This is a genomic window from uncultured Cohaesibacter sp. (assembly GCF_963556055.3).
In the GTDB taxonomy this organism is placed as follows: domain Bacteria; phylum Pseudomonadota; class Alphaproteobacteria; order Rhizobiales; family Cohaesibacteraceae; genus Cohaesibacter.
In genome coordinates this window covers 58,921-78,774 of record NZ_CAUVYE020000005.1, presented here as the reverse complement: position 1 = coordinate 78,774, position 19,854 = coordinate 58,921, and the positions used below count along the sequence as shown (strand labels likewise).

The 19,854-nt window shown below is 53.2% G+C and carries 15 protein-coding genes; 5 read left to right on the top strand and 10 right to left on the bottom strand.

The genetic code is table 11. The features are described 5' to 3' along the window. Positions 1 to 248 precede the first annotated feature (248 nt). On the bottom strand, positions 249 to 1,175 hold the full coding sequence (locus ACHZB8_RS01140) for a cation diffusion facilitator family transporter (RefSeq protein WP_316858152.1): 927 nt from the start codon (positions 1,173 to 1,175) through the stop codon (positions 249 to 251). A 371-nt stretch (positions 1,176 to 1,546) separates the two neighbouring features. On the opposite strand from ACHZB8_RS01140, the gene ACHZB8_RS01135 reads away from it, so the two are divergent. Both ACHZB8_RS01135 and ACHZB8_RS01130 read left to right on the top strand, forming a co-directional pair. Further along, positions 1,547 to 2,404 (top strand): D-amino-acid transaminase, encoded by an 858-nt coding sequence (locus ACHZB8_RS01135; protein ID WP_316858150.1) that lies wholly within the window; start codon positions 1,547 to 1,549, stop codon positions 2,402 to 2,404. 274 nt (positions 2,405 to 2,678) lie between these two features. Next, positions 2,679 to 2,828, top strand: a complete 150-nt coding sequence (locus tag ACHZB8_RS01130; RefSeq protein ID WP_316858148.1) for a hypothetical protein — start codon at positions 2,679 to 2,681, stop codon at positions 2,826 to 2,828. Positions 2,829 to 2,843: 15 nt separating this feature from the next. Here ACHZB8_RS01130 and ACHZB8_RS01125 read toward each other — a convergent pair whose 3' ends face one another. The 5 genes from ACHZB8_RS01125 to ACHZB8_RS01105 all read right to left on the bottom strand — a co-directional run bounded on the left by ACHZB8_RS01125 (position 2,844) and on the right by ACHZB8_RS01105 (position 10,586). Continuing rightward, positions 2,844 to 4,076 carry a TIGR03862 family flavoprotein gene (locus ACHZB8_RS01125; RefSeq protein WP_316858146.1) on the bottom strand — a complete coding sequence of 411 codons (1,233 nt, stop codon included), beginning with the start codon at positions 4,074 to 4,076 and terminating at the stop codon, positions 2,844 to 2,846. Positions 4,077 to 4,382: 306 nt separating this feature from the next. Continuing rightward, positions 4,383 to 5,027 (bottom strand): transglutaminase-like cysteine peptidase, encoded by a 645-nt coding sequence (locus tag ACHZB8_RS01120; protein ID WP_316858144.1) that lies wholly within the window; start codon positions 5,025 to 5,027, stop codon positions 4,383 to 4,385. A 476-nt stretch (positions 5,028 to 5,503) separates the two neighbouring features. After that, positions 5,504 to 6,721 (bottom strand): TsoY family (seleno)protein, encoded by a 1,218-nt coding sequence (locus ACHZB8_RS01115; protein WP_316858142.1) that lies wholly within the window; start codon positions 6,719 to 6,721, stop codon positions 5,504 to 5,506. A gap of 624 nt (positions 6,722 to 7,345) precedes the next feature. Continuing rightward, positions 7,346 to 8,941: an acetyl-CoA hydrolase/transferase C-terminal domain-containing protein gene (locus ACHZB8_RS01110; RefSeq protein WP_316858140.1), complete on the bottom strand. Its 1,596-nt coding sequence runs from the start codon at positions 8,939 to 8,941 to the stop codon at positions 7,346 to 7,348. Between the two features lie 607 nt (positions 8,942 to 9,548). Continuing rightward, the gene (locus ACHZB8_RS01105; RefSeq protein ID WP_316858138.1) at positions 9,549 to 10,586 is read right to left on the bottom strand and encodes an SLAC1 anion channel family protein; all 1,038 of its coding nucleotides are present in this window, start codon (positions 10,584 to 10,586) and stop codon (positions 9,549 to 9,551) included. A gap of 378 nt (positions 10,587 to 10,964) precedes the next feature. Between ACHZB8_RS01105 and ACHZB8_RS01100 the strand changes: the two genes are divergently transcribed. Together ACHZB8_RS01100 and ACHZB8_RS01095 are read left to right on the top strand one after the other, a co-directional pair. After that, positions 10,965 to 11,444, top strand: coding sequence for an Rrf2 family transcriptional regulator (locus tag ACHZB8_RS01100; RefSeq protein ID WP_316858137.1), 480 nt, complete (start codon positions 10,965 to 10,967; stop codon positions 11,442 to 11,444). A 488-nt stretch (positions 11,445 to 11,932) separates the two neighbouring features. Beyond that, positions 11,933 to 13,231: an SDR family oxidoreductase gene (locus tag ACHZB8_RS01095; RefSeq protein WP_316858136.1), complete on the top strand. Its 1,299-nt coding sequence runs from the start codon at positions 11,933 to 11,935 to the stop codon at positions 13,229 to 13,231. Between the two features lie 38 nt (positions 13,232 to 13,269). Here ACHZB8_RS01095 and ACHZB8_RS01090 read toward each other — a convergent pair whose 3' ends face one another. Continuing rightward, entirely contained in the window at positions 13,270 to 14,322 is a 1,053-nt protein-coding gene (locus ACHZB8_RS01090; protein ID WP_316858135.1) for a P1 family peptidase, read from the bottom strand. 192 nt (positions 14,323 to 14,514) lie between these two features. Here ACHZB8_RS01090 and ACHZB8_RS01085 point away from each other — a divergent pair, with 192 nt between their 5' ends. Further along, a complete protein-coding gene (locus tag ACHZB8_RS01085) occupies positions 14,515 to 15,552 on the top strand; it encodes an asparaginase (RefSeq protein ID WP_316858133.1) in 1,038 nt (345 codons plus the stop codon). 28 nt (positions 15,553 to 15,580) lie between these two features. On the opposite strand, the gene ACHZB8_RS01080 is transcribed toward ACHZB8_RS01085, so the two are convergent. The 3 genes from ACHZB8_RS01080 to ACHZB8_RS01070 all read right to left on the bottom strand — a co-directional run bounded on the left by ACHZB8_RS01080 (position 15,581) and on the right by ACHZB8_RS01070 (position 19,705). Then, complete coding sequence (locus tag ACHZB8_RS01080) at positions 15,581 to 16,426, bottom strand: response regulator (protein ID WP_324292906.1); 846 nt, start codon at positions 16,424 to 16,426, stop codon at positions 15,581 to 15,583. A 229-nt stretch (positions 16,427 to 16,655) separates the two neighbouring features. After that, the gene (gene meaB, locus ACHZB8_RS01075; RefSeq protein ID WP_316858129.1) at positions 16,656 to 17,666 is read right to left on the bottom strand and encodes a methylmalonyl Co-A mutase-associated GTPase MeaB; all 1,011 of its coding nucleotides are present in this window, start codon (positions 17,664 to 17,666) and stop codon (positions 16,656 to 16,658) included. 317 nt (positions 17,667 to 17,983) lie between these two features. Then, positions 17,984 to 19,705 (bottom strand): hypothetical protein, encoded by a 1,722-nt coding sequence (locus ACHZB8_RS01070; protein ID WP_316858127.1) that lies wholly within the window; start codon positions 19,703 to 19,705, stop codon positions 17,984 to 17,986. Positions 19,706 to 19,854: the final 149 nt, after the last annotated feature.

The window sequence follows — 19,854 nt, the reverse complement described above, 5'->3', positions numbered from 1 at the left end:
CTACTTGAATCTTAAATGATTTGTATGTTGGTAAATTTGCGCGTTCCCCTTTGCTAAGTATGGAGAAACGGCGTTATTCAGACCGCCCGGAGCATGCCAATAGCGACCGGGTAGCCGGGTTGTGCTCCAGCTCCATTTGTTACATTTCCGGATTTTTCTGGGCAAGCCAGTGCGTGCCGCATTGATATCGACTTTCAAGCCTCGTGGAGACCTGATCGGTTTGAACAGGGCAAAAGGGGACGTGGTAGCTAGAACACCATGCTGCCTTCGGAATGGGGCTCGTGGGCCTTGTTTTCTGGCTCAATGTGAATTGTCACGATTGCGTAGGGCATGTCGCGCCGTAGGGCATGCTCAATCCGGTCGCAAATAAAATGAGCGTCAAAGACCGACATGGCGCTTGGCACCACCAGATGGAACTCGACAAAAATGACCCGACCAGAGCGGCGCGTACGCATTTCGTGGGCTTCAATCGCACCATCGGCATGGGCCATAATGACAGAACGAATCTTTTCCTGTTCCACTTCGCTGACAGCTTCATCCATGAGGCCACCCACCGAGCGGCGCAACAGATCCCAGCCGGTCCAGAGAATATGCATTCCGACAAGGATTGCCAGCAGGGGATCTATCCAGTCGAGGCCCGACCACATGGCCAGTCCCACACCGACGAGAACCCCTACCGAGGAGAGCACATCACTGAAAAGGTGCCGGCCATCAGCAATGAGGGCTGGCGAGCGCAAACGCCGACCGGTATGAACCAGCACCGCAGCCCAGGCGGCATTGACAATACCGGCAAGACCGTTGAGCACAAGGCCCAGAATCGGGACCGACAGGGTGCGCGGTTCAAACAGGGATTGCCGGGCTTCCGCAAAAATGGCAAAAGCCGCCAGAAGAATGAGAACGCCTTCGATGACCGCCGAGAGATATTCTGCCTTGTGATGGCCATAGGGGTGATTGTCATCTGCCGGTTTTTCTCCAAGCCAAATGGCAACCACAACGGCAAAGGCCGCCGCCAGATTGATCAATGTTTCAAGAGCGTCAGAATAAAGACCGATAGAATTGGTCATCGCATAGGCGGCATATTTCAAGCCAAGCACAATAACGGCAATCAGGACAGACCCGAGTGCAACCTGCTTGGATGAAAAGTGAAGGCGTGTGCGATGATTTTTATCAGTCATGGGATTTCAGTGTCAGCTCGGTTGATCCGCGTTGCTGTCTGAGGACGCCAGAGAACCACGGGTCGTCCCGTCCTTTGCCAGCGCTTGCAAGGATGCTTGTCGCACAAGCCGTCTCCGATTCCCATTAAAATTCTCTTTTCGGGCTTTGCCGTGTATAACTCGCCCTTATTGGTGACCACCCTCAAGTGGTGATTGTGTTGGAGAATGGCAAGTCCTAGACTTTACTCCCGATCCAATAGCCGTCCGCACCCATTGGGCAGGATATCTTTCAGGTTATCTGCTCAGACCGTGTGACAGGGCTGGCGGGGAACGACCCCGCGCAAAGAAAATCTAATGACTTTAATAAGAAGAATATGGAGGATGGTCAGACAATGTCCCGCATAGTCTATGTGAATGGCGAATTTCTGCCCGAGGAAGACGCAAAGATTTCTATTTTCGACAGAGGGTTCCTGTTTGCCGATGGAGTTTATGAAGTCTCCACGGTTCTTCAGGGCAAGCTCGTCGACAATGAAGCCCATCTGGTGCGCCTCCAGCGGTCTCTCAATGAGTTGAGCATGACCGCTCCGTGCTCCATGAAGGAAATCGAAGAGATCCAGCATGAGTTGCTGAAACGCAACGACATTAAGGCAGGCAGTCTGTATCTTCAGATTACCCGAGGCAGCGAAGGGGACCGCAGTTTTCTTTTCCCGAAAAATGCCAAGCCATCCCTGATCATGTTCACGCAGGCCCGTGGTGCCCACAGCGAGGAAACCGCCGAGAAAGGCATCTCCGTGATCACCCAGCCTGATATCCGCTGGCAGCGTCGCGATATCAAGACGGTTGGTCTTCTTCCTGCTTCCATGGCCAAACAGGCCGCCATCGACGCCGGTGTCGATGATGCATGGATGGTGGAAGACGGATATGTCACCGAAGGCAGTTCGAACAATGCTCACATCATCACCAAGGATGGCGTGTTGGTCACGCGTCCACTGTCGAACAAGATCCTGCATGGCATCACCAGAAAGGCCGTTCTGGCGCTTGCCGATGAGGCGGGCCTGAAAGTCGAGGAACGCCTGTTCACCCCTCAGGAAGCGAGCGAAGCGGCCGAGGCTTTCATTACATCCGCAAGCACATTTGTCACCCCCGTTGTCGCGATTGATGGCGCTCCCGTTGGAGATGGAGTTCCCGGCAAACACGCGAAGCGGTTGCGTGAGTTATACGTAGAATTTGCTATTAAATCCCTGTCTTGATGCGCATGCCTCTTGAATAGTCATTCTTTCTTTACCATCTCCTGAAGGCAACTTCGGAGTATGAAGCAATGACAAAGGAATCGGGAAAACTCACCAGACGGCCCTACGAGCCGACTATGAGCTTGCTCGTAGGCCTGACGATCATCGGTGCAATGATATGTGTCTGGGCACTCTAGACATGCACTGACGATCGCATCAATGCGCTGAAATACCATCATTTTTACGTTTTTTTCCATCCCGGCGCAGCCGGGATGGTCTACACGGGAATGCTCTCATGACACCTGAACAGGCAACCAATACCAAGCATGTCTATCTCAAGGATAGAATGCGTGGCTATCGCGGTTGGCTCAAATATCTGGTCTACACATTGTCTGCGATTGTCATGCTGACCATGGCAGCAGGCAATATCATGCAGTCTTTCTGATTGGACAAAACCGTCTCATGACAGATAGGCCGAAAGGCCCGAAGCGGCGCGATAGCCTTGTGACAGGCAAGCGGTGAGCAGATAGCCGCCCGTTGGGGCTTCCCAATCGAGCATTTCACCAGCCAGAAACAGGCCCGGTTTGCTTCGCATCATGAGTTTGTCGTCAAGCTGAGAGACGAGAATGCCTCCCGCTGTGCTAATCGCTTCCTCAAGGGGGCGAGGACGCAACAGCGGGATCGGCAAGGCCTTGATCGCACCGGCAAGGGCATCTGCATCCTGCATGATTTCCTTCTCGGTACAGGCTTTCAGAAGGGCCGCTTGTGGGCCCTGAATCCTGAGCAGCTTTCGCAGATGATTGGCAAGAGACTGCTTGCCACGTGGTTGTCTGATGAGCCTCACCACGTCGGTTCGTGGCAGGTGTGGGCGCAGATCGACCTTTAGTACCGCACTGCCGCTCTCTTCTATCTCATCGCGCAACAAAAACGACAGGGCATAGACAGGTCCGCCTTCGATCCCGTGTTTCGTGATGACAAAATCACCCCGAACGGTCTGGTCTTCAAACGTCAGCCGGATCGACTTGATCGGGGTCCCTGCCCATTGCTCGACAAAGTCAGCGGGCCATGCCACATCAAATCCACAGTTGGCTGGCCGATAGGGTCGGCTCTCAAGGCCGATATCACGCAGCGGTTGAAGAAATGCTCCATCCGTTCCCAGCTTCGGCCAGCTTGGTCCTCCAAGCGCCAAAAGGCACGCATCTGCTTTCACACATCGCTCGCCTTGTGGCGTTGAAAACAGAAGGGCTCCGTTTCCCTCCCAACCGTGCCAACGATGCCGGGTTTCAAGAGCAACATTGCGGCTGGCCAGCCGCTGCATGAGGGCCCTCAACAGGGGTGAGGCTTTCATGGTCTTGGGGAAAATACGCCCCGAGGATCCCGCAAAGCTCTCCTGTCCAAGGTCTTCCATCCAACCGACAATCTGCTTTGGTCCGAATTCGGAGAGCATGGGGGCAATCCACTTGGAAGCCGGGCCATACTGCGAGCAGAAAGCCTCTGGTGCATCAATTCCGCTTTGGTGGGTGATGTTGAGCCCGCTCTTGCCTGCCATCAGGACCTTTCGCGCCGGGCTTGGCATGGCGTCAAAAAGCGTGATGCTGATATCGGGACGCAAGACGGACAGACGATCCGCTGCCATCAGGCCAGCGGCTCCGGCCCCTATGATTGCAACAGTGTAGGTGTCTTCAGAGCCCATCGGAGAATGCTTTCATGAAAAGAGTGATGCCAAGCATGTACATCGCGCGAGCAAGCTTCACCAGAGGCAATTGCAATCATTTTTCAGAAAAGCGGCCTCGAAACAGTGTTTCGAGGCCAGTTGGGATAGCAGTGTGAAAAGGCCATCCGGGCTCAAGTTGGAATGGTCTCCCTGAACATGGTACGAGCGGTTCCTCCTCCAGAATGGATTGCTAGGGACCATGTTCCTGCGCGTATACCAGGTGTTCGCGCTATTGCCTCCGGGAGTGAGAGGCCGCAGCTTTCGCTGCGCTGAATTCTTGTCCGCCTACTGCCGTCCTCTCAGTTCAAGGCCCGCAACAGGGCGTGAACCAGAGGCTTTGGGGGCACCGGCAACCCGTTGCCAGATTCTGGGGTTGCCAACGGACTGTCTCTTGTTCCACTGGTAGGAAACCTTTTGCCAGGGCAGAACAAGCGGACTGAGATTGTCGAGCACAAACTCGCCGCGATCTGTGCGGACCAGCAAGATCGCGTGATAGGTGCCGTCCTTCAAGAAGGCTGTCGTAATGAGCAGGGCGTCAGATGGCCAACCCTTGCGCAGCAGTTCCTGCTGCTTGGTCAGCGCATAATCTTCGCAATCTCCTTGCGCGACATAGATCGACCACTCATCAATCCGGCCATCGGCCTTGGCCTTGATGCTCGCATTGACCTGAGAATTGATGTCCAACAGTTGCTGCCAGCTTTCCTGTGTTAGCCGGATGGCTCCGTGGCCATAGCGGTTGCAAAGCGCAGGATTGCTGGCGCAAAAATAGACGTGGCCCGCAGGAGGACTTGTTCTTTCGGTGACGCGCATGGTCCAGCTCTGCGCAGCAAAGGCCTGCACAGGAGAAAAACCAATCACGATACTGAGTACAACCCCGCTTGCCAAAAGAGGCCTTTTGACAAAGGGTGCACCATGTAAACGCCGCGTCAAGGCCGCCCCCTTCATTATGCTTTTTGAAGAGCTTACGCTTGCCGCTTAAACAAGGTGTTCGTCGTTAACGAAGATTTCTCGGCATTAAGGAATGAAATATTTACTCTGTTCGAAAGGTAAATTTCGAAAATGCAAATATGATGCGTCCGATTGAGCAATAGACATTGAAATAGGACTGACGAATAAGTCCTTTTCGGATCGCTGATCTATTGGCTTAAGCTGGCGTTAAGCCTGAGCGAGCTGCCACGGCCTCCGAATACACGCACATCAGGGTCAAAAAAGTTTAGAAATGCACCATTTTTATTGGAGGCTAGCCCCAAGATTATCCGGATAGGTGCCTGCAAGAACCTTGATCAGAGCGATCCGTCATGAATGTGGATCCGTCGGTCCAAAAAAAAGGCCCTCGCAGTCTGGGGGATGCTGCGGGGGCCTCGGTTGCCGGGTAAAGAGGTCACGGTAGGATGACCAATCTGTTTTTACTCGGCAGGGGCTGTCTGAGGTGAGGAAACCTGCTTGTCTTCTCTGAGCAGTTTGCCAACCAGATGGAACATCACCATGAAGGTTTTGATCTGAAGCCAGACGACTGGAACATAGAGAACGAAATAGGCAATCGAGAATTTGTCCACGACACCAACACCAACCAGACCCCAGTTGATGAAGAAGTTGGCAAGAACAACCGCCGCGATACCGGGGCATACCAGAGCCAGAGAGCCGGGAGACTTGTCTGGGCCGGAAACGAAGCGTTCGAAATAGCCGACCTTTTTCATGATGGCATAGCCGATGAGACCGAACACCGCCTGAATAGAAATCAGGGACGTCAGCATTGCGAACAGGCTTGCCGGTTCCACATGAGCACCAAAATTATGCTCAAGGCCCTTGGTCATGCGGAACATGCCGATGCCGAGAATGGTGATGATCGGAATGATGATCCAGAGCGTCGGAGTGGTTTCTTGATTGACGCCGTGATCCATCATGGAGCGGAAACCGAGAACCAGTTTGATCGTGCCGAAAATGATCACTGCCGCAAAGAAGAAGGTCGCGCCAATATAGCCCACGGCAGATGTGACCTGCACATGGCTCATGGCAGCAGCTGCGGAGAAACCAACGCCGACCATGGCAAGCGAGAAGACCGACAGCATCTGAGCGAGGCTGTTGTTTTTCTCACAATCGAAATGCCCGTTGACCAGCGCATTGACCATGAACTGCGAAAAGATCTTCAGTGCGAAATAACCGATGATGCCGAAGCCGACCAGAGCGGCAGGCAGAAGATATTCGGAAAGGCGCCAGAGCCCCGGCACAAAGACCGCACCGGCGATGAAACCACCATTCATGGTCATCGCGAAGGTGAGGGGAATTGCCATGAGCTGGATTCCGTTGTTGGATCTCACAAAGCCATCATAAGCATCGCTGGCCCGAAATTTGTTGAACTCGATGACGTTCCAAATGAGTGTGCGGATATGCAGATACAGAAAGACGGCAATGCCTGCCAGTACAATCGGGATCATGATCTTATAGGCAAGTTGATCGCCGTTGAACGCCGCTACCACATCATCGAATATGGCAAGCGGGCGACCCTTGTGTGGCACCATGAACATGAGGAACATATACATGGACACCATCGCGCCACCAGCGCCTAACGAAGCAAGAAAGAGGAGGGGGCTGTAACCCGCACCGAGATTTTTGCGATAAGCCATATTGCTTTCCCTGGTTGATGCTTCTGTCTTCTTAAATCCCGTCCAATGGGCGAAAGATCAAGAAGCAAATTAGAAATATCTAATATTCGAAATAACAAATATAATAAAATGCTGATAAACGCAAGTGACAAAAGAACGCACCTTCGAATGCACGAGAATAAGGGGGCTAAACCTCCTTGGAAGGGGAAAGGCTCAACGCGCGCCGACGCGTGTTATCTGATGATTATGGAACCAAAGAAGGTCATAAGCCGGGAAGCGCTTGCTTCTCTTTTCAAAGGATCTTGAATCGATTTATGAGCGAGTTGAATCACTTTCTCAATCAGACTTGAATCAATTTGTCAGGAGCCCGAATCGATTTTTCAAGAAATTCATTCAAAACATTGATAATATTATGTAATTTTCCTATCAACGATCTCTTGTCGGGCACTTTTTCTCGCCATTCCAAGGCACTATGCTGACCTCGCAGCTTTGCTCGGCCCACAGAATGAGGCCGCAAAAACCTCCTGAAACAGCACCAAAAAAAAGAGCGATGCGGCAAGGGCATCGCTCCTTTTCTCACGATCAATGATCGTCTGAATGACGCAGGCAATCCTGACGGCATTGTCTGCGTCTTGGCCAAATTACCTATTCACAGAGGTCGAGTTTGACGTCCCAGTTCTTGATTTTCATGGTGCCATTCTGCGCGAGATTGAGCTGCATTTTGAAAACACGATCCCACAATTGTGGTTCATGACCGACACCGCGGGCGATGCAATCTTTCTCCGCTGCTTCGTAATACTCGTTCATGATGTCCCGGAAATCGGGATGGACGCAATTGTTGATGATGGCGTGCGCACGGTCCCTTGGCGCCAGCCCGCGCAAGTCTGCGAGGCCCTGCTCGGTGACCACGATATCGAGATCATGTTCCGTATGGTCGATATGCTGGGCGTGCGGAACAATGCAGCTGATGCCGGTTGGATCGGTCTTTGTTGGCCTGACCGACGGGGTATGCATGATCTTCAGGAAGCCCGAACGCAGGAAGTCGCCAGACCCGCCGATACCGTTGACGATGCGGGTACCGCCGATCAGCGTCGAGTTGGCATGGCCATACATATCGATCTCGATTGGTGTGTTCATGGCAATCACCCCGAGACGACGTGCCACTTCCGGGTTGTTGGAAATGGACAATGGCCGCAGCGTGATTCTGTCCTGATAGAAGTCGCGTTTCTCGATGAAGCGCGGCATGCCGACATCTTCAGACAACGACAGCGAACAGGAAGAGGCATAGTCGAGACGTCCACTGTCAAACAGGTCCAGCATGCCATCCTGAAGCACCTCGGTATAGACGCTCAGATTATAGAAGGGGCCACTGGCCAGCCCGCTGACGACCGCGTTGGCAATGGAGCCGACACCCGACTGAAGGGGGAGGAGATTTTCAGGCAGACGGTGTGCCTTGACTTCCTGGGCGAAGAAATCGAGCAGATAGCCGGCAATGGCAACAGAGCCTTCGTCGGGAGCTGCAAGAGCGCGGCCCTTGTCCGTATATTCCGACTCGACAATCGCAACGATCTTGCTCGGATCGCACGGAATGCATGGCATGCCGATTCGGCTGTTGGCCTTCGTGATGCCGATGATTTCACGATGCGGAGGCGCATGCAGCACCATGATGTCATGCATGCCTTCGTAAGACGGCATCGCTGTGTTGACTTCGAGAATGATATTGTCACAGGTCTGGATGATTTCGGGAATCACGCCCACCGAGGCCGAAGGAACAAGGCAGCCATCTTCCGTGACCGCAGATACCTCGATGATCGCAAGGTCGAGTTTGCCCGACTTGGAATCCTTTGTGTAGAAGCCATAGGCAAGATCCTGAGCGAACAGCGAGAGATGCTTGTCGCCCATGCGAATGCGGCCTTCGTTGATGGCCTTGGCGATATTCTTGCCGGTCTGATAGGGCCAGCGCCGGTCGATCATGTCATTATCGGCCCAACGCCCTTCCGTTTCCGCGCCAACAGAGGCACCAATGAAGAGGTTGAATTTCAGCTTGCCCTGAAGATTGTTCTTTTCAACATGCTCGGCCAGTGCGATTGGCACAGCCTTTGGATACCCAGCGGGCGTAAAACCGGACCAGCCCAGATTCATGCCGTCCTTGAACATGTCAATGGTGTCTTCCACTTTCATGACCCTGTTCATAAGGAACGGACAGCGGACGCGATCCTCCAAAGTTCCATACTTACCCATTCTTATTTTCTCCTATGGGGATGTAGTCTTGTTCACGGGTGACCCAACCTCTCAACCGAATGGCGAGACGGGCAGAGCTACGAGGAATGTCGTGCTGACAACAGCGCAAAATGCGAAAGAGCCGCATCAGGATCGGTCTGTCGGGCCGGTCCCGTGTGAGCGCTCCGCGAGATGAGAGGCATGCGCTGACCTTGTTCAGCAAAAGAAGAAAAAGAGAGCCCTGTCTCACACCGAGACCTGCCGGTGACGCGCCAAACGCCACCTTATCCTGTCCTTGGGGCACAAAGGCCCGCTCCAGATCATAGTGCATCGACTTGAAGGCAATCCCTTTTGGTATATCGAAATAGAATGATTCCTACTTGATCATCCGAAAGTGTAGCATTCTCGTCAAAAGTCGGGAATTCGGACCAAGGGTGAAATATTTGCCTTAAATTGAACCTAAAGGCGAAACAAACGTGAGGAAAAAGGTAAAAACTTTTTGAAATTTGGCCTGTATCAATGCTTGCTGTGCAGAGCGTCTCTGAGAGAGTGTCAAGATATGCAAACGGGGCCAATCAAGGGCCCCGTTTTGTTTTCCAATCGTCTCATCGCAAAGCGATCAATGGCTCTATTCCGGTTGGCAAATCTGATTTTTTGCAATGCCAACCATGGTTCTGATGAGCAGCCCGACAATGACGACAACAAGAATGGCAAACATCACGATTCCCGCTGATTTATGGAATGCCGATTGCAGCTCGGCCCCATAGAGCAGGGTTGAAATGGTCAGCGCTGCCATGGGGAAGCTGTAGGCCCACCAGGACATCGCAAACGGAATGCGAGACAGCTTGGGAACCTGAAGCAGAATGATAAGGAAGAAGAAGATCCCGACATTGTAGAGAATTCGCCCGAAGGCATCCACAGAACCAGTCATGCTCACATAGGAAATGAAGCCGATCGCCGGTGGTGCAATGAGAATCATCAGGGTCGGCAACAGACGTTCCGGTAGCGGGTTGTGGAAAATCAGGCGGTTGAATACGAGCGTCAGCAACACCAGCCAGAACAGCAGACCGGCAGAAAAGAAAAACCAGCTCAGTTCATGAAAGCCAAGACGGCTGCCTGCGATGGGGATGATGATGTTCCCGACCACTGGAATGAACCAGGCAGGATTGAGATGCATGAGCTCGAAATTGCGGTGGCCGATCCATGTCGACAGCACGGCAAGGGTGCCAAACAGATGCAACGCCGAGCCCACGGCCCAGAAGCCGAAAGACAGTTGCGTCGAGAAGGGACCAAAGGCCGTTCCCATCAAAATGAGTCCGATCGATGCGGCCGGAAAGAAGCACATGCGCACCGGATGATGCCATTCCCATGCGATGGCCGCGGGATAACGGATGGCTTTCAAGAGATAGACTGCCAGCAGAATCGCGAACACCACGCCAGTAAAATACAATAGAATCAGGCTGAGGCCATGGTCCATGCCCAGGCTTTTTTCCAATCTTTCTCCAGCCAGCGTGAAGCCTGCCAGTCCCATGACCATGGCAAAAAATGCATTCGGAAAATGTTCAAGACGGGAATGTGGCTCTTCATTACCATTTGGGGCTTGAGCTTTTTGTTGCGTTTGCGCCGACTTCGCGCTCTCGCCTTGCTCTGCGCTAATATGCGTCATTCTGCCTCTCCATATAGGGGGTCGAAATTAAACAAGTATACTTGATGCTTGTTATATTGAGTGTTATAACATAACCAACATTTGATTTGCGGAAAACTGAAAATTTCAAAAATTCGCAATTACTAATGTTTGTTATGCGAATGCCGGATTATCGCTTTCCGTTCTGGAAAGCCGATAGCACTGCTACCTGTTTCGATCACCCCGGTCTCTAATCGGAATGGGTAGCAGTGCATTTATTTTCAAAATCCGCTATGAACGCCATACGCATAGCGTGTCTCTGGACGTTGATTCTCGCGCTACACGCTTGCCATATTGTATTTTCTACCGATTATCGATCATACTAGCGGCAAACAGATTCAGCCATCCGTCGGAGGTTCAATGCGACTCACTCAGCATTCAAATTTCGCCATGCGCCTATTGATGTATTGTGCGCTCAAACCTGATGAAACGGTTCGCTTGGCCGAGATTGCCGAAGCCTACGATATCTCCTGTCATCATCTGAACAAGATCGCGCAGCGTCTGGCGCATATTGATGTCATTCAGGCCATTCGCGGCAGAAATGGCGGAATTCGGCTGGCCAAGGACCCCAAAGACATCAATATCGGGGCTGTTATACGGCAAACTGAAGAGAATATGGTGATTGTCGAGTGTTTCTCTGAGGAGACCAACACATGTCCGATCATCTCTCATTGCAAGTTCCGTGTGCTGCTTCAGGATGCGCTGCAAGCCTTCCTGAAGGTTTTGGACGCCTATACGCTGGATGATCTGATTCTGCATCCCGAATGCCTCAAGCCCCTGCTTGGCATGAACGAACAAGTCGGGACACTTTCGGAGATTCACCGCCCTGATTGTGTCTGATGGGCATGATCGGATTCGATATCCGGGGTGAGTGATTCTTTTACAGCCAAAAGATGTGTATAACTTTTTTCTCAATCTTGCAGAGAATAATTTGCCATTGTCCCGGATGTCCGTGTTAGCGACGACAAACTTTCCCCAACAAATTTGCATGTCTTGATTTCAAGCTCGTGCCGTGATGCATTGTTCCTGACGGTCAAATTCATGCCCGGGAATGTCTGAAAAAGCCCCAAAAGCAGAAATATGCTAGTATGCTATATTTACGACAAGATAGGCTTTTGATACATTCCGGTACAAATAACTAATGCTAATTGTGATGATGACCTGCCCGGATGAGACGATTACAGTCTGCGGGAATTGGCCCTCGCAATAATGACAATGCGAGACTGTGTTTCTGATGAAAGCCGTTGCGGCTTGACAGGCATTGCCTTTTCACAACAGGCACAATGAATTTGAATTAGCTTTGCGAAAAGGAGCGGTCAGGGACAGTCATGCGCGTTCTGGTTCTTGGTGGTTTTGGCCTAATCGGATCGGAAATCTGCAGGACATTGCTCCGGGCAGAGCATGAGGTCGTGAGCCTGTCGCGCACCCCCAGGGAAGCTGCGCATCTTCTCCCTCAGGTCGAATGGCACACCGGCGACATGCGTCGCATGCTGGATCCGTCCGAATGGGATCATCTGATTTCCGATGTCGATGCGGTGGTCAATGCCGCAAGCGCCTTGCAGGATGGCTTGATGGCCGATCTCGAGGCGGTACATCATCTGTCTGTCAAGGCATGCCTTGATGCCTGCGTTGATCGCGGAATCTTGCGTTTTGTGCAGATTTCGTCAACCGGTGCCGAGCCCAATGCGCCCACGGCTTTCATGCGAACCAAGGCCATTGGCGATGATGTGGTGATGGATTCCACAATCGAGTGGGTCGTGCTGCGTCCCGGCCTTGTTCTGGCTCCGTCTGCCTATAGCGGAACTGCGTTGCTGCGCCTGCTTGCCGGTTTTCCATATATTCAGCCGATTGTCATGGCCGATCGGCGCATTCAGACCATTCATATCGATGAGTTGACCGAAGCGGCCCTGATGGCGGTGGAGGGGCGCATTCCCGCCCATGCCGACATTGATCTGGTCGAAGCGGAAAGTCACAGCTTTGAGGAACTGGTCGCCGGTATGCGCAATTGGCTCGGTTTTTCTCCTGCGATCCGCACATTCCGTTTTGAAGGCCGCCTGAGCAAAGCCATAACGGTGGTTGCCAACGGTTTGGGTCATCTGGGTTGGCGTTCTCCCTTGCGCACGACGGCACTTCAGGTGCTGGAAGGGCACGTGAATGGCGATCCCGCCCTGTGGCATTCCATTTCCGGGCGCTATTGTCGATCTTATGAAGAAACGCTTGCGATGCTGCCCAGCACAACGCAGGAACGCTGGTTCTCCAAACTTGCCTTGCTGTTGCCAGCACTGGTGACGACGCTTTCGCTCTTCTGGATCCTGACAGGCCTCATCACCCTGTTCCAGATCAGTTCAGCAGCCGAAATCCTTGCAAATTCAGGTACATCCGCCCTACAGGCCGAGTTTCTTCTGGCCAGTGCAGCCCTGATCGACATTGGTTTCGGAGCGGCCATTTTGGTTCGCAGGCTGGCGAGCCAGATCTGCATGGCCATGGTCATCATGACCCTGATCTATCTGGCGGCTGGCACCATTCTTGTTCCTGATCTCTGGGTCGATCCTCTCGGCACCCTGCTCAAGGCCATTCCTGCCATGATGCTGGCTCTTGTAACCCGCGCACTGGTTTGCAGCCGATAGAGTGCGTTGCCAATCCGCTTGAACGATCTGCCATGTGGCTATAGCTTCGGCCACCAGTCTGCAAGACTTGTCCTGATCCTGCCCTTTTTCCCTCTCGTCGTCCGGGACGCAAAGAGCGCGTTCAGAATGGCTTCCTCTACAGCTTCCACTGTGGCGCGGAACAGCTGATCCATCGCGCTTTCATGCAAGACATCCACCGTCATGACCGGGTTGTCCGGGCTTTCATGGGGCAGGCGCGTTGCTGTCGAGAAAGCAAGGGCGATGTCGCCACTGCCCGAGCCGAAATGCGATCCCGTGCGCGCAAGACCAGTCCCGGCACGCACGCAAATGCGCTTGAGCTGACGGGAGGAAAGGGGGGCGTCGGTAGCAACAAGCATGATGATCGATCCCTTGTCCACCTCATGGGCCAGAGAGCTTTTCCTCAAGGCTTCGATTTCAGCACCGACGGCTCGCCCGCCGACCAGCAGATCTGGCAGTCGCCCCATATTGCACAGGGTCGCCGCAGCAAGTGTAAAGCTCCGTTTTCCATAGGAAACCTGTCGTGAGGCTGATCCGATGCCTCCCTTGAGACTGTAACAGACCATGCCGGTGCCCGCGCCAATCGCTCCTTGCTCAAACGCTTTTTCATGCATGCCGAGAACCTCAAGGACATGCTGTTCGGATATGTGCAAACCGCGAATGTCGCTCAACCCTCCGTCATTGCATTCCATGACGACCGGATTGACTGTGCCTGTGGTCTCGCCAATCGCTTCGTGGCCTGCAAGCATGTATCTCACCAGCGCGCTGGATGCTGTTCCGACAGACAATGTGTTGGTCAGCACAATGGGCGTTTCGAGTTGGCCCAGTTCCTCGACCTGCATCAATCCGACGCTCTTGCCAAAGCCGTTGAAGACATGACAGGCAGCCGCGCATTTGTTTTCGAACGGAGAATTCGGAACCGGGTGAATGACACTGACGCCGGTCTGAACTGCACCATCCGACAGGGTGACATGACCGAAGGAAAGGCCGTCGATGTCCGAAAGGCTATTGGACGGTCCACATGGTAAACTGCCAATCTGGATGCCAAAGTCTCTTGCTTTTTTCTGTGTCATTTTTTGTCTGTCCCGGAGCTTCTTTCAAGAGAAACCCTAGATGAGCGGATTTCGCTCTGCAAGCGGGGCTGCCAAAAAGAGCGTGATATTTTGCACTTGTACTCCCCATATTCCGGCGATAGTCTCGACACCCGAAGGAAGACGCCGGGTATATCAAAAATGTATTGAGAACAATAGAGTAGGGAACAATTAATGGCTGTTCTGGTTGAAGTGACTCGTGGCTCTCGCGTCGAGAGCTGGCACATGGGAGCAATTGCTGTGGTGGATGCCAGCGGCGCACTGGTTGCTTCCATAGGCGATATCGAAAGCCCGGTATTTCCAAGATCCGCGATCAAGGGGTTGCAAGCCCTGCCACTGATAGAGTCAGGTGCCGCTGACGCCTACCATTTGCAGACGGAAGCCCTGTCCATTGCGTGTGCCTCTCACAATGGCGAACAGGTGCATGTTGACACGGTCAAGTCAATGCTGAAAGCCTGTGGCCTTGAAGCCGAAGATCTGGAATGTGGTGCTCACAGTCCGAGATTCGAAAAGGATCAGGCTCTTTTGCATTTGGCTGGTCACAAGCCAATCGCTGCAAACAACAACTGCTCGGGCAAGCATGCCGGTTTCCTCTGCTTCTCCCAGAAGGCGGGCTTCGATCACCATGGCTATATCGAATATGACCACCCGGTGCAAAAGGAGGTCCGCGCCGTTCTGGAGCAGATGACCGGATTTGCGCTTGAGGGCGAGAAATATCGGGACCTGTGCGGCACGGACGGATGCTCGATCCCCACCTATGCCATTCCCCTGAGGAATCTGGCTCATGCCTTTGCGCGATTTGGCACCGGAGTGGGCCTTGAAAGCACCCGAGCAGAGGCCGCCAAGCGGCTGAGACAGGCCGTGGCCAAAGCCCCTTACATGGTTGCCGGGCATGATCGTTTCTGCACCTCGATCATGGAGATCTTTGGCGAGCGTGCCTTTGTCAAGACCGGTGCCGAAGGCGTTTTCTGTGCAACCTTGCCCGAGCAGGGCCTTGGTATTGCACTCAAATGCTGGGATGGAGCCTCCCGTGCTTCGGAAGTCATGATGGCTGCCGTTCTGGATGCCTTCTTGCCGATGTCGGAAGGAGAGGCCGTTGCCATGGAGACCTGGCGCGAGCCCAAGCTGATCAACTGGAATGGCCGTAATGTCGGCTCGATCAAACTGGCGGATGGTGTTCTGTCCCATCTCATGCAGAAAATGACCGTCTAGCGTCGTCACAGTCTGGCTCTGAATTCAGCTAGAGCCAGACGATTTCCCCCGATGGCCTATCGCACGTCTGTACAGGGTCTGCCTCGACTTTGTCGATGAGCGCATGTCTATTGTTCAAATTCTGCCTTGGTATTTCCAGCAGTCCATGCATCAGATGGTCTAAGTCCCTGGGGTAGAACGGCTTTTTAAGAAATCCCGAAAGCCCTGATTTGTCATAGGAAGGCAGCAGGTCCGACTTGCTGTTGGGGCTCATCAGGATGATCCGGCACCAGGGCTGTCTGTGAATGATTTTGCGGACAGTGTCCGCTCCCTGCCAGCCTTCAGTGTCGGGATCGACAAACAGGATCTGGTAGGGAATAGACCGGCACAAAGAGATGGCCAGAGTTCCGCTTTCCGCTTCCGAAATATTCATTTTGAAACTGCTTTCCTGAAGCAGCTTGTAGATGATTTTTCGGGCCGGTGGTTTCTGGTCAACGATGAGGACCGAGAGCTGTTTATGAAGGGCTTCAAGGCGTTTGAGAAGGCGTTCGATTTCGCTCTGGGCGACTGGAAGGCGGACACAATCATAAACGCCGTGCTTCACCGCTTTTGCTATAAGCTCTTCATCGAATGTCTCTGCCATCAAAACGGTAATGGGAACGGTACCAAAATGGGAAACCTGTTCCAACAGCGCAAGTCCACCGATATCCATGAAATGTTCATCGATCAGGATCATTTCAATTTCGCGGGAGGTCATGATTGCCCCGAAGCTGGAGGTTGTGCCAGCTTCGAAAACCGAGATATCGGAGCTCAATGAAGTAATCATTTCCACCATAGATACACGCCTACTGGTGGAGGAATCCGCAATCAGGATCGATCCCCTGGTGTGCCGCACGGTCTAGTGTCCCCAAAATGCCCGAGTCAGTTAGCTATGAAATCATAGGCAAAGATTATTAAAAACCGGTATTCACAAATTGAAAACTTGTCCGGTTAAAAACCTATGGCTGCAAAGCTTTGGGGAATATCAGGCAGTTCTCTCGCATTTAGCGGAAAAATGCTGCGGAATACCGAACGCATAAGCCTGATATTCCGATCTTTTTCCGCCAGCAGAGGATGCGGCAAGCTCAGTTCTGCTTGCCACTCTGCAAGCTCGAAAGCAATGCCATCATCACATCATTGACCGCAACGGAAGCCGGCATGGTGCCATCCTCGACGCTTTTCTCAACCTGATCCAGCAATTGAGTAACATCGGAATTCTCATGCAATAGTGCCCGCATGCGATCCTCAAGCATGGACCACATCCATCTGACTTGCTGTCCGCTCCGCTTCTTTCGAAGCTCGCCCGTAGCGGTGAGCTTTTCTTGATGAATGACAACCTGAGACCACATTTTGTCCAGACTCTCATTTGCAAGGCCGGAAATGGTCAGGACCGGCGGTGACCAGCTCGGGCTTGACGGTGTCATGATCTGGAGCGCCGCTCGATATTGAGCGGCCGCCTTGCGAGCCCGGGCCCAGCCGTCGCCATCGGCCTTGTTCACCGCAATCATGTCCGCGATTTCGAGAACGCCCTTCTTGATGCCCTGCAACTCATCGCCCGCACCGGGGAGCATGAGCACGAGAAAGAAGTCGACCATGTCCGCAACGGTCGTTTCGGATTGCCCGATACCGACCGTCTCCACCAGAATGACGTCATATCCCGCTGCCTCGCACAGAAACATGGTTTCGCGCGTGCGAGCGGCAACGCCGCCAAGGGTACCCGCAGAAGGGGAAGGACGGATGAAAGCGTTGCGGTCGCCGCACAGCTGTTCCATCCGGGTCTTGTCTCCTAGGATCGACCCACCGGTCCGCGTTGAAGAGGGGTCAACGGCCAGAACTGCGACCTTTTTCCCCGCTGCGGTGAGATTGGTTCCCAGCTGATCAATCGTCGTCGATTTGCCAACGCCAGGGACGCCTGTAATGCCGACCCTGTGCGCATTGCCGGTAAAGGGCAAGAGACGGGTGAGAAGATCGCGGGCGATTTTACGATGATCCGGTTTGCGGCTTTCAATCAGCGTGATGGCGCGAGCAAGAGAAGCGCGATTGCCCTCCAGAATTTGATTGGCTAAAAGTTCAGCGTTCAAATGTGCAGGTGCCATATGCATTCTTCCTTGGTCATTCTCTCGGACATATCAAACGCGGAGACATGAGTGATCTCCGCTATTGCGAGCTCTATTTATAGACGAGTCGTCCCGGACAGGTTAGCTCTATGCTCTATCGCATCAGCGCAGACATGTCTTGTTGCCAAAATGGGGTGATTAAAATCGAAAAGGCCGCCGTCTGATTGGATTCTTGTGCAAATACAGGGGCTTGCCTGGTGGTGCAGAAGATGAATTATCAACAAGCTAGAAAATCAGGCCCGCAGAGCTGAAAAACGAGCAACCTCCTTGCAGACACTGTCTCTGTGCGGAGCTTGTCAGTAATTCACATTGATCGAAATAGCATCTCTGTCCGGATCAGGCATGGCAATCGGCTTCTCCAGATTGCAGGCACTGTCTGCCTTGACCATGACCCGCCCGTCTTCAACGGTGATGGGATAGGGCTCAAAGGTCAGTTGACCGGATTTGACACCGTCACCGGACACGCGCAGCTCGGCGCGGAAACGCATCATGTTGCTTGCAAGCCCATAGGAAGGTAGGTCGGGCAGCATTTTGACCACCCCTTCGGTGACGATCTGTTTGGACTCGGAATCAACCAGCAGAAGGTGGAAACCGTTGCACCAGTTCTCGGGCACTTCGCCCTCGATCAGCATCTCCCCGCCCAGATCCGCACCAGACTTCAAGCCTTCGATATTGACGCTGGAGGCCGCAAATCCCTTGCCGCTATGCCGATTGATCTGCAAGGCGTCACCGCCGAAAACCTCGACAAACTTGTCCGCAAGCATGGCGCTGAATATGGAGGCCGGAATATAGACTTCATACATGCCATCGGCTTCCGCTCCCAGCAGTCCGGGATTGAAATGGAACATCAACCCGGCAATCATTCCCGTCTGTCGCGAGGGGACGAAAGTGAAATTCTTGAGCAGTTCCAGACTCGGTTTCAGGTCCTTGAGCCAGGCATCCTGATCGGGCCGGACCAACGTTCCAAGGCGAATGGATTTCTGACGAACAATATCGGTCTGGATATATGCATCAATAAGCTCGACCGTCGCAGCAAGCGCCTTTTCGTCCTTGCCCTTGAAGAGATCGGAAAGCGAGATCGGCGACTTGGCTTGATTGTCGTAATTGAAGCTCAGAATCTGGCTTGGCAGCTTGGCCCCATCAAGGCTCTTGATCTCTTCCAGATACAGGGAACTGTAGGATGCGGAATAAAACCGATCCTCTACCCGCCCGTTGATCACCAGCGGCGGTCGTTCCTCGCCTGCCATTCTGGCCTCTTGACCCTTTGCCGCCAGTTCCTCGCGAGACGTCTTCCATTGCGCAAGGGCGCGCTCTTCCAGAATACTGCGCAGATATCCGCTCAGATAGGGATGATCAACCAGTGCGTTCGGCATTAGATAGGTGATCGACAGGTCTTGCGCAAACAACAAGAAAGGCCGTTGCTGCGTAAAAAGCGGCGAATAGCTCTCTCTCAGACGCGGACCCTTTTTCAAACTGGCGGTCTCGGTCTTTGCGGCCTGAGTCTGGCTCGCGCTTGTCTCGGCACTGGTGCTTTCTGGCACCACCGTGTCAGGAGTGACTTGTTCCTGAGGATTGAGCGGTTGTTCCAGACCGTCCTGTTTGAGCGAGGAAGGGACATTTGGCAGAACCGGACTCGTCAGGGATGAAGGCATGGTGCCCGAAGGGGCTGTCGTCAGGGGCTGCTCGTCACTTGCCTGCGCCACGCTGGGCAGTTTGTCATCTTCCGGCGCCAACTGGGTGCCCGCACTGGATAAATGGGCGTTCGGAAAACCTGATGTCTGGCTCGGGCTCGGGGTCCAGCCGAGATTGAGCGCAGGCTTGCCCGATATAAGCGCCCAGCCGCTTGGATCCTGTTCAAGAAGCTGTTCACCGGCACCGATCAGCAGCCCGGAACCGTCGAGCACGATACCGGAGCTTGCAGGAATGGTCTGTGTGGGAATGGTTTGGGCAAATGCAGCCGGAACAAAAAACAGCGCAAAAAGCAGGCCGGGAACGTAATTACTGTATTTGTTCCTCATTTTGTCTGACTTTCCATAATCATTAGCAAACGTTGGAACCCGCACATTCATGACAGATACTCTGGTAAAACAGCTTCACCGACTCAAATCAGAAACTAACAAACATTTGGTCCCATTTTATGGCAGAACCGAGCCTAAATATACTTGGG

Excerpts from the sequence above, each read along its gene's own strand:
- ACHZB8_RS01070 (WP_316858127.1), bottom strand. The coding sequence starts at position 19,705 with ATGAGGAACAAATACAGTAATTACGTTCCCGGCCTGCTTTTTGCGCTG.
- ACHZB8_RS01090 (WP_316858135.1), bottom strand. The coding sequence starts at position 14,322 with ATGACACAGAAAAAAGCAAGAGACTTTGGCATCCAGATTGGCAGTTTA.
- meaB (WP_316858129.1), bottom strand. The coding sequence starts at position 17,666 with ATGGCACCTGCACATTTGAACGCTGAACTTTTAGCCAATCAAATTCTG.
- ACHZB8_RS01125 (WP_316858146.1), bottom strand. The coding sequence starts at position 4,076 with ATGGGCTCTGAAGACACCTACACTGTTGCAATCATAGGGGCCGGAGCC.
- ACHZB8_RS01100 (WP_316858137.1), top strand. The coding sequence starts at position 10,965 with ATGCGACTCACTCAGCATTCAAATTTCGCCATGCGCCTATTGATGTAT.
- ACHZB8_RS01115 (WP_316858142.1), bottom strand. The coding sequence starts at position 6,721 with ATGGCTTATCGCAAAAATCTCGGTGCGGGTTACAGCCCCCTCCTCTTT.
- ACHZB8_RS01140 (WP_316858152.1), bottom strand. The coding sequence starts at position 1,175 with ATGACTGATAAAAATCATCGCACACGCCTTCACTTTTCATCCAAGCAG.
- ACHZB8_RS01095 (WP_316858136.1), top strand. The coding sequence starts at position 11,933 with ATGCGCGTTCTGGTTCTTGGTGGTTTTGGCCTAATCGGATCGGAAATC.
- ACHZB8_RS01135 (WP_316858150.1), top strand. The coding sequence starts at position 1,547 with ATGTCCCGCATAGTCTATGTGAATGGCGAATTTCTGCCCGAGGAAGAC.
- ACHZB8_RS01110 (WP_316858140.1), bottom strand. The coding sequence starts at position 8,941 with ATGGGTAAGTATGGAACTTTGGAGGATCGCGTCCGCTGTCCGTTCCTT.
- ACHZB8_RS01085 (WP_316858133.1), top strand. The coding sequence starts at position 14,515 with ATGGCTGTTCTGGTTGAAGTGACTCGTGGCTCTCGCGTCGAGAGCTGG.
- ACHZB8_RS01105 (WP_316858138.1), bottom strand. The coding sequence starts at position 10,586 with ATGACGCATATTAGCGCAGAGCAAGGCGAGAGCGCGAAGTCGGCGCAA.
- ACHZB8_RS01130 (WP_316858148.1), top strand. The coding sequence starts at position 2,679 with ATGACACCTGAACAGGCAACCAATACCAAGCATGTCTATCTCAAGGAT.